Annotated in this window: 11 protein-coding genes; 2 read left to right on the top strand and 9 right to left on the bottom strand. The window is 61.5% G+C overall.

The window, feature by feature from the left end:
* Positions 1-29: 29 nt before the first annotated feature.
* The 5 genes from lnt to miaB all read right to left on the bottom strand — a co-directional run bounded on the left by lnt (position 30) and on the right by miaB (position 5,349).
* Complete coding sequence (lnt, locus tag PSH66_RS26120) at positions 30-1,553, bottom strand: apolipoprotein N-acyltransferase (protein WP_305427932.1); 1,524 nt, start codon at positions 1,551-1,553, stop codon at positions 30-32.
* An 8-nt stretch (positions 1,554-1,561) separates the two neighbouring features.
* A complete protein-coding gene (locus tag PSH66_RS26115) occupies positions 1,562-2,401 on the bottom strand; it encodes an HlyC/CorC family transporter (RefSeq protein WP_003176278.1) in 840 nt (279 codons plus the stop codon).
* A 45-nt stretch (positions 2,402-2,446) separates the two neighbouring features.
* Positions 2,447-2,905, bottom strand: a complete 459-nt coding sequence (ybeY, locus tag PSH66_RS26110; protein WP_003176277.1) for an rRNA maturation RNase YbeY — start codon at positions 2,903-2,905, stop codon at positions 2,447-2,449.
* Positions 2,898-3,902, bottom strand: coding sequence for a PhoH family protein (locus PSH66_RS26105; RefSeq protein WP_305427931.1), 1,005 nt, complete (start codon positions 3,900-3,902; stop codon positions 2,898-2,900). Before PSH66_RS26105 ends, ybeY begins: the two co-directional genes overlap by 8 nt.
* 118 nt (positions 3,903-4,020) lie before the next feature.
* Positions 4,021-5,349 carry a tRNA (N6-isopentenyl adenosine(37)-C2)-methylthiotransferase MiaB gene (gene miaB, locus PSH66_RS26100; RefSeq protein WP_003176275.1) on the bottom strand — a complete coding sequence of 443 codons (1,329 nt, stop codon included), beginning with the start codon at positions 5,347-5,349 and terminating at the stop codon, positions 4,021-4,023.
* A 131-nt stretch (positions 5,350-5,480) separates the two neighbouring features.
* On the opposite strand from miaB, the gene PSH66_RS26095 reads away from it, so the two are divergent.
* The gene (locus PSH66_RS26095; protein ID WP_003215457.1) at positions 5,481-5,807 is read left to right on the top strand and encodes a DUF1820 family protein; all 327 of its coding nucleotides are present in this window, start codon (positions 5,481-5,483) and stop codon (positions 5,805-5,807) included.
* 84 nt (positions 5,808-5,891) lie between these two features.
* Here the strand turns inward: PSH66_RS26095 and PSH66_RS26090 are convergent, their stop codons facing one another.
* From PSH66_RS26090 to PSH66_RS26075, 4 genes are all read right to left on the bottom strand, one after another.
* Positions 5,892-6,446, bottom strand: a complete 555-nt coding sequence (locus tag PSH66_RS26090) for a tetratricopeptide repeat protein (RefSeq protein WP_003176273.1) — start codon at positions 6,444-6,446, stop codon at positions 5,892-5,894.
* Between the two features lie 224 nt (positions 6,447-6,670).
* Complete coding sequence (gene hemL / locus PSH66_RS26085; protein WP_003176272.1) at positions 6,671-7,954, bottom strand: glutamate-1-semialdehyde 2,1-aminomutase; 1,284 nt, start codon at positions 7,952-7,954, stop codon at positions 6,671-6,673.
* Between the two features lie 11 nt (positions 7,955-7,965).
* Positions 7,966-8,595, bottom strand: a complete 630-nt coding sequence (gene thiE, locus PSH66_RS26080; protein ID WP_305427930.1) for a thiamine phosphate synthase — start codon at positions 8,593-8,595, stop codon at positions 7,966-7,968.
* Between the two features lie 32 nt (positions 8,596-8,627).
* On the bottom strand, positions 8,628-9,425 hold the full coding sequence (locus PSH66_RS26075) for a hydroxymethylpyrimidine/phosphomethylpyrimidine kinase (RefSeq protein WP_305427929.1): 798 nt from the start codon (positions 9,423-9,425) through the stop codon (positions 8,628-8,630).
* 276 nt (positions 9,426-9,701) lie between these two features.
* Between PSH66_RS26075 and PSH66_RS26070 the strand changes: the two genes are divergently transcribed.
* A complete protein-coding gene (locus tag PSH66_RS26070; protein ID WP_305427928.1) occupies positions 9,702-12,092 on the top strand; it encodes a hybrid sensor histidine kinase/response regulator in 2,391 nt (796 codons plus the stop codon).
* Positions 12,093-12,155 lie beyond the last annotated feature (63 nt).

Genomic DNA, 12,155 nt, shown 5'->3' with positions numbered 1-12,155 from the left:
ATACCCACATTGGGTCCGGTGTGATTTTGTCAGACGGTTTTGGCCATTCGGCCCGCCAGCAACGCCCAACCAAACAACCCCAGGCACACAATGATCAGCGGCCACGAACGCCATTGCAGGTACGGCGTGAGGTTATGCATCGGCACCACTTCACCGTACAGAATGCCGCGTTCGAACTGCGGGATCTGCGCAGTGATCTGCCCAAACGGGTTGATCAGCCCGGTCACACCGTTGTTAGTGGCGCGGATCATCCAGCGGCCGGCCTCCAGCGCACGCATCTGCGCCATTTGCAGGTGCTGCAACGGGCCGATGGAGCGGCCGAACCAGGTGTCGTTGCTGATAGTCAGCAACAAGTCGCTCTGGGCCGAGAGGCCGGCGGCGAATTCCGGGTAGACCACTTCGTAGCAAATGAAGGGTGCGATTTGGTAGCCCTTTGCCTGCAGCATGGCCTGGTCAGCGGGGCCACGGGCGAAGTCCGACATCGGCAGGTCGAAGAAGGCGATCAGCCCGCGCAGCATGTCCTGCAGCGGGACGTATTCGCCAAAAGGCACCAGTTTCTGCTTCAAGTAGGTGCCGTCACCTTCACCCACGACGGTGATGCCGTTGAAGTAGCGCTTCTGGTGGTGCACCTCCTGGCGGATCGGCACGCCGGTGATGAGCGCGGTGTGCCGGTCGGCGGCGAACTTGCCCATCATGCCCAGGTAGCCTTCCACCGATTCCTTGAGCACCGGCACTGCGGTTTCCGGCCACACCAGCAGGTCGACACGCTTGGAGGTGAAGCTCATGTCGCGGTACAGCGCCAATTGCGCGTTGAGCTGTTCCGGGTCCCACTTCATGCTTTGTTCGACGTTGCCCTGAATGGCGGCCACGGTGAGTGGGGCGCCGGAAGGACTGGTCCAGGCGTAATGTTTGAGGGCCAGGCCGATGGCCCAAGGCGCGACCAGCAACACCAGGCCCGCGCCGACAAAGGCGTTGCGCTTGCCGGCCAGCAAGCGCGGCAGGTTGCACAGCAAGGCGGCCGTCAGCGCCAGGGCAAAGGAAATCAGCCACATGCCGCCGACGGGCGCCAGGCCGGTGAGCGGGCCATCGAGCTGGCTGTAACCGGAGTAGAGCCACGGGAACCCCGTGAGGAACCAACCGCGAAACGCCTCCTGGCCAACCCACAACGCGGCAAACGTCAGTGCATCCGCCAGCGGTGCTTCATTGCGCCGCAGCCAGCGTGCCCATAACCAGGCGGGCAGGGCGAAGAACCAGGCAATGGCGGCGGTGAACAGCAGCATCAGGAACCCCGCCAGCAGCACTGAAGCGCCGCCGAAGTGGTGGATGCTGTAGTAGATCCAGCTGGTCCCGGCGCCAAACAGGCCGAAACCGAAACACCAGCCACGGCCCAGTGCCTGGCGTGGGGTCAGTTCCCGCAAGCCCACATAGAACAATCCGACCGCCACCAGTGCAAACGGCCACAGATCGAACGGCGCCAGCGCCAGGGTAGTGATGGCGCCGGCCACCACGGCCAGCAAGTTACCGGGCCAGCCGGGGCGGGTTAGGCGCTGCATGTCATTCCTTAGCGGGCAATAGGAGTCAGGCGAATCAGGTGGATACGACGGCTATCGGCATTCAGGATGCGGAAACGATAGGCGCCGATCTCGGTGATTTCGTTACGTTTTGGCAGGTGACCGAACGCACTCATCACCAGGCCGCCGACGGTGTCGAATTCGTCATCGGAGAATTCGCTGTCGAAGAACTCATTGAAGTTCTCGATCGGCGTCAGCGCCTTGATCAGGAAATCACCGCTGGGCAGCGGCTTGATGTAGCTGTCTTCTTCGACGTCGTGCTCGTCTTCGATGTCGCCGACGATCTGTTCGAGCACGTCTTCGATGGTCACCAGGCCGGCCACGCCGCCGTATTCGTCGATTACGATGGCCATGTGGTTGTGGTTGGCGCGGAATTCGCGCAGCAGCACATTCAGGCGCTTGGATTCGGGCACGAAGGTGGCCGGGCGCAGCAGGTCCTTGATGTTGAAGCTGTCGCCGTTCTCCTTGAGGATCAGCGGCAGCAGGTCCTTGGCCAGCAGGACACCCATGACGTCGTCATGGCTTTCACCAATGACCGGGTAGCGCGAGTGCGCCGAGTCGATCACGGCCGGGAGGAATTCCCGTGGGGTCTGGGTCGCCTTGATGCTGATCATCTGCGAGCGCGGGACCATGATGTCGCGTACTTGCAGGTCAGCTACCTGGATGGCGCCTTCGACGATGGCCAGCGCTTCGCTGTCCAGCAACTTGTTCTGGTGGGCCTCGCGCAGCAGCTCCAGCAGCTCCTGGCGGTTTTTCGGCTCGTGGGCAAAAGCCTGGGTCAATTTACCCAGCCATGACTTCTGCCCATTGCTCGATCGGTCTTCGCTCATAGCGATTACTCTGAATCCTTTATCATTACAGTTAATAGGTGATTTCTAAACTTCGTCATCCGCATACGGATCAGGATGACCCAACTCTGCAAGCAACGTTCGTTCCAGTGCTTCCATTTCTTCGGCTTCGTCATCGTCTATATGGTCGTAACCCAAGAGATGCAAGCAGCCGTGAATGACCAGGTGGGCCCAGTGGGCCTCGAGTGCCTTGCCTTGTTCCTTGGCTTCGCGTTCAACCACCGCGACGCAGATCACCAGGTCGCCCAGCAGCGGAATATCCAGCAGCTCATCGGGGACGTCGGCGGGGAAGGACAGCACGTTGGTCGCGTAGTCCTTCTGGCGCCAGGTGCGGTTCAGTTCGCGGCCTTCGGGCTCGTCCACCAGGCGGATGGTCAGTTCCGAGTCGGCGGTGCGCTGGCGCAGGGCCAGGGCACACCACTCGCGGAATCGGGCTTCGCTGGGGGCGGGCTTTGTGCTTTCAAGCTGCAGGTCTAGCTCAAGCATCGCGGTGGACGTCCTTTGACAGTCCGTCATCGCGGTGTTCGAAGCGTTCGTACGCTTCGACAATGCGCTGCACCAGTGGGTGGCGCACCACATCCTTGGGCATGAAGTGCGTGAAGCTGATGCCCGGCACGTCCTTGAGCACCTCGATCACCTGGCCCAGGCCCGACTTGGTGCCCTTGGGCAGGTCGACTTGGGTGATGTCACCGGTGATCACGGCGGTGGAGCCGAAACCGATACGGGTGAGGAACATCTTCATTTGCTCGACGGTGGTGTTCTGGCTTTCGTCGAGGATGATGAAGCTGTTGTTCAGCGTACGGCCACGCATATAGGCGAGCGGGGCGATCTCGATCACCTGGCGCTCGATCAGCTTGGCCACGTATTCGAAGCCGAGCATCTCGTAGAGTGCGTCGTAGAGTGGGCGCAGGTACGGGTCGATCTTCTGGGCCAGGTCGCCGGGCAGGAAACCGAGCTTTTCACCGGCTTCAACCGCTGGGCGCACCAACAGGATACGGCGCACTTGCTCGCGCTCCAGGGCGTCAACCGCGCAGGCTACGGCCAGGTAGGTCTTGCCGGTACCGGCCGGGCCGATGCCGAAGTTGATGTCGTTGCCGAGGATTTCCTTGACGTAGCGCTGCTGATTCAAGCCGCGAGGGCGAATCATGCCTTTTTTGGTGCGCAGGGCCACGCTGGCTTCGGCCACAGGGTTATTGGCGAGGTCTTCCACGGCGGACTCCTGCAGGTACAGGTGCACCGTTTCCGGCGACAGCTCACTGCCCTTGGTCTCGCGATAGAGGCGGCGCAACAGGTTTTCCGCGGATGTGGTGTGTTGGGGTTCACCAATAAGCTCGAACTGATTGCCGCGGTTGCGGATCTCGATGCTCAGGCGTTGTTCGATCAGGCGCAGGTGCTCGTCGAACTGTCCGCACAGATTGGCGAAACGGCGAGCCTCAAAAGGCTCGAGGAGAAAACGATGGGGTTCTACTATGGGTGCGTTCAAGGTCGCTTTTAGCCGCCCTTTGGCTGTTGAGGTGAAAGAGAGAATAACGCCAGTGGCGCGGGTACGAAAGCACTTACGTCATCGGAATGCTGCGCGGTTCTAATGTGGTGATCTGATATTACTGAATCAACGACCCGCGCAACGAGTGCGGTTGCGCCGCATCGATATGCACATCGGCAAACTGGCCGATCAAGGTCGGGTTGTCGCAACGGAAGTTGACGATCCGGTTGTTCTCGGTACGGCCCTGCAATTCGCCGGGGTCTTTCTTCGAATAGTCGGTGACCAGGATGCGCTGGACCGAACCGACCATTTGTCGACTGATCTCGAAGCCTTGCTGATTCAGGCGATGTTGCAGCGCATTCAGCCGTTCCTTTTTCAACGCTTCTGGCGTTTCGTCGAGCAAATCCGCAGCCGGTGTGCCCGGGCGCTGGCTGTAGACGAACGAGTAGGAGAAGTCGAAACCGACGTCTTCGATCAGCTTCATGGTCTGCTGGAAATCTTTCTCGGTTTCGCCGGGGAAGCCGACGATAAAGTCCGAGCTGATGCAGATGCCCGGTACCGCCGCGCGCAACTTGCGCAGTTTTGATTTGTATTCCAGGGCCGTGTGGTTGCGCTTCATCGCCGACAGAATGCGGTCCGAACCCGATTGCACCGGCAAGTGCAGGTGCTTGACCAGTTCCGGCACCTCGGCGTGGGCCTGGATCAGGCTGTCGGAGAACTCCAGCGGGTGGGACGTGGTGTAGCGAATGCGCTCGATACCGTCCACCGCCGCGACCACGCGGATCAGCTCCGCGAGGTCGGCCAGGCGCCCGTCGTGGGTCTGGCCGCGGTAGCCGTTGACGTTCTGGCCGAGCAGGGTCACTTCACGCACGCCGTTTTCGGCCAGGTGGATGATTTCCGACAGCACGTCGTCGAACGGCCGGCTGACTTCTTCGCCACGGGTGTAGGGCACCACGCAGAATGTGCAGTACTTGCTGCAACCTTCCATCACCGACACATAAGCGCTTGGCCCGTCGATGCGCGGTTCGGGCAAATGGTCGAATTTTTCGATTTCGGGGAAGGAGACGTCGACCTGCGGCAGCTTGGTAGCGCGGGCGGCGTCGATCATTTCCGGCAGGCGGTGCAGGGTTTGCGGGCCGAAGACCACGTCGACATAGGGCGCGCGATCTCGGATCGCGGCGCCTTCCTGGCTGGCCACGCAACCGCCGACGGCGATCACCATGTCCGGGTTGGCCAGTTTCAATTCACGCCAGCGGCCCAACTGCGAGTACACGCGGTCCTGGGCCCGTTCGCGGATCGAGCAGGTATTGAGCAGGATCACGTCGGCATCTTCGGCGCGGGCGGTGACTTCCAGGGCCTGGTGTTCGCCCAGCAGGTCGACCATGCGCGAGCTGTCGTACTCGTTCATTTGGCAACCGTGGGTTTCGATGTAAAGCTTCTTGGCCATGGGAATCGTCAACTGGTGGTAAAGAACCGCGCATTATAGGGGGCATGCCCATTGGTTCCTAGCGTTGTGCATCGGGTGCCATGCTATAGTTCGCGCCCTCTTTTATATCCGCGATGTGTTGCTCGCCCGCCATGACCAAACGTGAAGCTCCAATCTACAAGGTGATTTTCCTCAACCAGGGCCAGGTGTTCGAAATGTACGCCAAGCAGATCTATCAAAGTGATCTGTGGGGTTTCCTGGAGGTAGAAGAGTTCGTCTTTGGCGAGCGCACCCAATTGGTCGTCGACCCGGGCGAAGAGAAACTCAAGGCTCAGTTCGAAGGCGTTGTGCGCAGTTTTGTGCCGATGCATTCGATTGTGCGCATCGATGAAGTCGAGCGCCTGGGCACGCCGAAGATCAGCGAAGCGCGTGGCATGAGCAACGTCATGCCGTTTCCGATGCCGATGCCTGAGAAGTAGGGCATAACCCAGTACCTAGCGGGCTTGCTGTGGTGAGCGGGCTTGTCCCGCGCCGGGCTGCGGAGCAGCCCCCCCAATCTAAAGTCAGGGCAGGGGTGAAAAGGGCGAACGCCCATCGGCACTCTGCAATTCCTGAAGGTAGTTGCGGAAGATCTGCCCCAGCACCTGCGTGGCCACTTCCAATTCATCGCGCTGCATGTGCTCGGCGACTTCGTCGGCGGTGTCCAGCGCATCTTCGGCGCCATTGACCGCGGCCATTTTCAGCACGATATACGCTTGAACATTATTGGCCGGTACGCCTTCACCTTTGAAGAACATGGTGCCGAGCTGGAACTGTGCCTGGGCGTGGCCCTGCAACGAGGCTTTCTCGAAGTAACTCAAGGCCTTGTTGAGGTCGCGGGCGGGGTTTTTGCTGTCGTGGAAGTACTCGCCCAACTCGTATTGCGCCTGCGCATCCCCACCATCGGCCTGTTTCTGGCACGCGCTCAGGGCTTCGGCCTGGCTCTCTGGCTGGGTATTGAGGGTGCAACGACCCATCGCTGGGATTAACAACGAGTTGCCGCCTGCTTGTGCATGTGCCAGCAGCGGCTGAAGGAGCAACAGGCAGCCCAGTACCAGGGTGCGGCCGGTGCGTTTCATGGGAATCGACTTACCTCTGACGGGGCGCGCGGACCGCTAGGGATCCAATAAGCGCGCATTATGAAATAAGCAGGCCCCTGCTTACAAAGTCTTTACTCGTTTTTCTGCTGGTCAGGCAAGTTATCTGCCGGATTGCAGGTGAATTCTCGGACAAATAAGGACATATCTGTAGGCAAAGTAGCAAATCTGACGTCGCTCGGGGCGACGTCAGGTCGCTCAGCTATTTATTTCAGGGCTGCAAAGGCGCGTTCGGCCGCATCCAAGGTCAGTTTCAGCTCGGCATCACCATGGGCGATCGAGGTGAAGCCGGCTTCAAAGGCGCTTGGCGCCAGGTACACGCCGCCCTCCAGCATCAGGTGGAAGAAGCGTTTGAACAGGTCGGCGTCGCTGCCCATCACGTCGTCAAAGGTGACGATATCGTCGGCGCCGCTGAAATACAGGCCGAACATGCCACCCGCTTGTGTGGTGACAAAGGGGATACCGGCCGCGTCGGCGCGTTCTTGCAAACCGTCGAGCAGGCGCGTGGTGTAGTCGGTCAGCTCGGCGTGGAAACCTGGGCGGCTGATCAGACGCAGGGTGGTCAGGCCCGCCGCCATCGCCAGAGGATTACCGGACAGCGTGCCCGCCTGGTACACCGGGCCCAGCGGCGCAATGTGCTGCATGATTTCGCGCTTGCCGCCAAAGCAGCCTACCGGCATGCCGCCGCCGATGATCTTGCCGAAGGTGCTCAGGTCCGGCGTGACGCCGTAGTGCGCCTGGGCGCCACCGAGCGCCACGCGAAAACCGGTCATCACTTCGTCGAAGATCAGCACCACGCCATGCTTGTCGCACTGTTCGCGCAGGCCTTCGAGGAAGCCCGGTGCCGGCGGTACGCAGTTCATGTTGCCGGCCACCGGCTCGACGATGATGCACGCCACGTCCTGGCCGACTTCGCTGAGCATCTGCTCGACCGCGCCGATGTCGTTGAACGGCAGGGTCAGGGTGTGCCTGGCGAACGCCGCCGGCACGCCGGCCGAGCTTGGCACGCCCTGGGTCAGGGCGCCGGAACCGGCTTTGACCAGCAGGCTGTCGGAGTGGCCGTGGTAGCAGCCTTCGAACTTGATGATGCTGTCACGGCCGGTAAAACCACGGGCCAGGCGGATCGCGCTCATGGTGGCTTCGGTGCCGGAGCTGACCATGCGCACCATCTCCATCGACGGCACGATTGAGCACACCAGGTCAGCCATCTCGGTTTCCATGGCGGTCGGCGCGCCGTAGGACAAACCGTGTTCCAGCTGCTTGCGCACCGCATCCAGCACGTCGGGGTGGCTATGGCCGAGAATCATCGGGCCCCAGGAACCCACGTAATCGACATAACGTTTGTCGTCTTCGTCGGTGACGTAGGCGCCTTCGGCATGCTTGAAGAACAACGGCGTGCCGCCCACGCTCTTGAACGCACGCACGGGGGAGTTCACACCGCCGGGGATGTGCTTCTGGGCATTGGCAAACAGGGTTTCGGAACGGGACATGATCGGGCTCTCTAAACTGAATATTTAAGAAGGTCGTTAAACGCGCGGGCGCGGCGCGTCACTTCCTGGGTGCTGTCGGCACCGAACAGGCCGTGCACCACCGCCAGCAGGTCGGCGCCGTGGGCCACCAGGGGTTCGGCGTTTTCCAGGGTGACGCCGCCGATTACACAAATCGGCAGGTGCAGACGCTGGCGCGCTTGGGTCAGCATGTCGACGGTGGCGGCAGGTGCGCCGGGTTTGGTCGTGGAATTGAAGAAGCGACCGAAGGCGACGTAGCTGGCGCCTTCCTTCGCGGCCTGCTCGGCCAGTTCGATCTGGCTGTGGCAGGTGGCGCCGATGATCGCCTTGGAGCCGAGCAGCGCACGGGCCGGCGTCAATGGGCCGTCGGTCTGGCCCAGGTGTACGCCGACGCCCAGCCGCGCGGCGAGTTCGGCGTCGTCGTTGATGATCAACCGGGTTTTATAGCGCGAGCACAATTCGCGCAGCTTCTCTGCCTCACGCAGGCGCCGGGCTTCGTCGCTGCTTTTGTCGCGGTATTGCAACAGGGTCACGCCACCGTCCAGCGCCGCTTCGACGTAGGCGAGGAATTTGCCGGCCAACAGCTGGCTGTCGGTGATGGCGTAAAGGCCACGTAGTTTCATCGTGCAGGCCTCTTGCTTTTAAGAGCAGAAAGTTAAGAGCAGAAATCCAGCGGCAGACGGCGCGGTACAAATTGGCCCCGGCCGAGTTGTTCAGCGTCACGCAGGGTGCGCCAAGTGTAGTTGAGGGCCGTTTGCACCGCGCTCACCAACCCTTCACCCTGAGCGATTCGCCCGGCGAGGGTGCTGGCCAATGTGCAACCCGAACCGTGATAGCTGCCTGGCAGGCGCTGGCAGGTAAAGGTATGGCGCGTGCCGTCGCGGCTATACAGCCGGTTGTGCACTTCATGCTCGTCACCGTGGCCGCCGGTGATCAACAGGTGCTGGATAAACGGCAATAGCTTCTCGGCGCATTCGTCGGCCGTGCCGTCAGGCAGTTCGGCCAGGATGCGCGCCTCGGGCAGATTCGGTGTAGCGATCAGCGACAGCGGCAACAGCCGTTCGCGCATTGCGTAGCCGACTTCGTCCTTGCCCAGGCTGCCACCGCCGCCGGCCCGCAGCACCGGGTCGCAGACCACCGGCAGGTGCGGGTGTGCCTGCAGCAGTTCGACCACGGTGTCGACCATCACGGTGGAGCCGAGCATGCCCAGTTTCACGGCGGCGACCTCGGAGTCGCTGAGCACGGCATTGGCCTGGGCCAGCACCCACTCGCGGTCGAGCACGCGGAAGTCGCTGACGTTGACGGTGTTCTGCACGGTCAAGGCGGTGACGGTCGGCGCGGCATGGCAACCCTGGGCGAGCAGGGCTTCGATATCTGCCTGCAAGCCGGCGCCACCACTGGGATCATGGCCGGAGAGACAGAGGACAACAGGGCGAGAGCTGTAGATATTCATGGTGCGCGAGCTTACCACCAAACGCTTTTTGCGGGGACGTCGGGCGTGGGTTGAATTTTGCTCAGGACGTGACGTTTTTGGTGCCTTGAAATACGCGATAAAACCGGCTGAAAGCCTTGGTCTAGAGGCGTTTAAAAATTTTATTCAATGGTGTCCAATGGCCTCTACCGGCTATGCTAGAGTGGATCCAAACAACTTAACTGTATCGCCGGTGTACGTCGTCTCAAAAGGAAGGGGGGGCTTTTGACATAACCGGACAGGCCACGCTGGGGCTCTATGCGCTATTTGCTGATTTTATTGTTGTGCGGGCTGCCGATGCTCGCCAGCGCCATCGAGTTCGACCACGACACCCGCAGCCTGCCGCTGGGCCGAGCCATGCAAGTGCTCGAAGACCCCTCCGATGCCCTCACCATTGCCGATGTCAGCGCGCCTTCCGCCGCGCGGCGGTTCAAGCCCCACGATAAAGACACGCTCAACGCCGGCTACTCGCGCTCGGTGTTTTGGCTCAAGGCCGACCTGCATTACTTGCCTTCCGCTCCCGAAGCCCAACGCACCTGGTTGCTGGAGCTGGCTTACCCGCCGCTGGACCACCTCGACCTGTACCTGCCTGACAGCACCGGCGCCTATCGCCTGGCGGGACATACCGGCGATGCGTTGCCGTTTTCCGCACGTGAGATTCGCCAGAACAACTACCTGTTCAAAGTCGACTTCGCCCCCGGCGAGACGAAAACCGTCTACCTGCGCCTGCAAAGCGAAGGTTCCATTCAGGCGCCGCTGACCCTCTGGTCCAGCACTGCCTACCTGGAACAACAGCCGCTGCGCTTGTATGTCCTGGGTCTGATCTACGGCGTGTTGCTGGGGATGCTGGTCTACAACCTGTTTATCTACCTCAGCGTGCGCGACACCAGCTATCTCTATTACATCTTCTATATCGCCTCGTTCGGCATGTATCAGCTGTCGGTCAATGGCGCGGCGGTGGAATATTTCTGGCCGAACAATCCCTGGTGGGCGAATGCCGCGACGCCGTTCCTGATTGGGGCATCGGCACTGTTCGGCAGCCTGTTTGCGCGCAGCTTCCTGCACACCGCGCAACACAGCCGCTGGATCAACCGTCTGTTGCTGGCGCTGGTGGCCTGCGGCGCGGTCGTGATGCTGCTGTCGCTGATGACCAGCTACGCCCTGGCGCTACGCCTGGCCACCGGCCTGGCGCTGGTGTTCACCGTGAGCATTTTTGTCGCCGCCATAAACGCCTGGTATTGCGGCCAGCGGGTGGCGCGCTATTTCATCATCGCCTGGTCGGCGTTCCTGCTGGGCGGGGTGGTGAACACGCTGATGGTGCTGGGCTACCTGCCCAATGTGTTCCTGACCATGTACGCCAGCCAGATCGGCTCGGCGATTGAAGTAGCGCTGCTGTCGCTGGCCTTGGCAGACCGCATCAATGCGATGCGCGAGCAACAGGCGCAGACCCTGTTCGACGCCAGCCAGAAGCTCGAAGTGCTCAACCAGCAACTGGCGCGCAGCAACCGGCTCAAGGATGAATTCCTTGCCACCCTGACCCACGAACTGCGCACACCGATGAATGGGGTGATCGGTTCGTTGGAACTCATGCAAACCGTGCCGCTGGACGACGACCTGGCGCAGTACCAGCAAACCGCCGCCGGTTCGGCGCGGGACATGATGCGCATGGTCAACGGCATCCTCACCCTTACCGAACTGCAGGCCGGGCGCTTGAGTGCCCAGCCCGACGTGTTCAGCCTGCGTGGCGCGCTCGACACCCTGCGCCAGCAATTCAGCGCCAGTGCCCAGGGCAAAGGCCTGGCGTTTTCCATCGACGTGGCGGGCGAGCTGCCGGATCGCCTGGTCGGTGACGCCTGCAAGTTGGTCCAATGCCTGGACTGCCTGCTGGATAACGCCGTCAAGTTCACCCACGAAGGCGCTGTGCGCCTGCGCGTGGTCGGCGTGCCCCAGAGCGACGGTCGCTTGCGCCTGAGCTTTATCGTGACCGACACCGGTATCGGCTTTGCCTTCCTCGACGAAGCCACCCTGTACCAGCGTTTTTTCCAACTCGACGGTTCCACCACCCGCGAGTACGGCGGCCTGGGTATCGGTCTGGCTATCTGCCGGCAATTGATCGAGCTGCTGGGCGGGCGCCTCACCCATCACTCCGAGCCGCGCAAGGGCAGTCGCTTCCAGATGGAAGTGGAAGTCGACGTGGTGCCGTCCGAGCCCAAGGCCATGCCCGACCGGCAACGCGTCCCGCACGACTGCGCCGTGCTGTTGGTGGACGACAACAGCGTCAACCCGCTGGCGGTGCGTGGCATGTTGCTCAAGCTCGGCTATCGGGTCAAAACCGTGGACAGCGGTCCGGCGGCATTGGCGATGTTGCAGGGAGGCAATTACGACGCGGTGTTATTGGATATTGCTGAGGGTGGTTTCTCGTTGTGCTGTCAGATTCGTGCCCTGTCTGGCTGCGGCGAGCTGCCGGTGATCGCCTTGAGTTCGTCGTTGAATGGGCCCGAGCGCGAGCAGGGGCACGGCATCGGTGTGACTGAACGCCTGGTTAAACCGGTGCGCTTCGAGGTGCTGCAGGCGGTGCTGGAGCGTCGCGTCCTGGGCGCATTCGAGGGCGAAAACGCCGGGCATTCGGCGGGTATGTCACTTTTTTAAGCCGGGCTACGGTGCTTAACTGAAATGCAGGCCTCAACCAAACGGGGCCTTTTTTCAGGAGGC

The sequence above is a fragment of the Pseudomonas sp. FP597 genome (assembly GCF_030687435.1).
Lineage (GTDB): Bacteria > Pseudomonadota > Gammaproteobacteria > Pseudomonadales > Pseudomonadaceae > Aquipseudomonas > Aquipseudomonas lactucae.
Note: the sequence above shows the minus strand (reverse complement) of the source record. Positions and strands in the feature narration are given on the sequence as shown.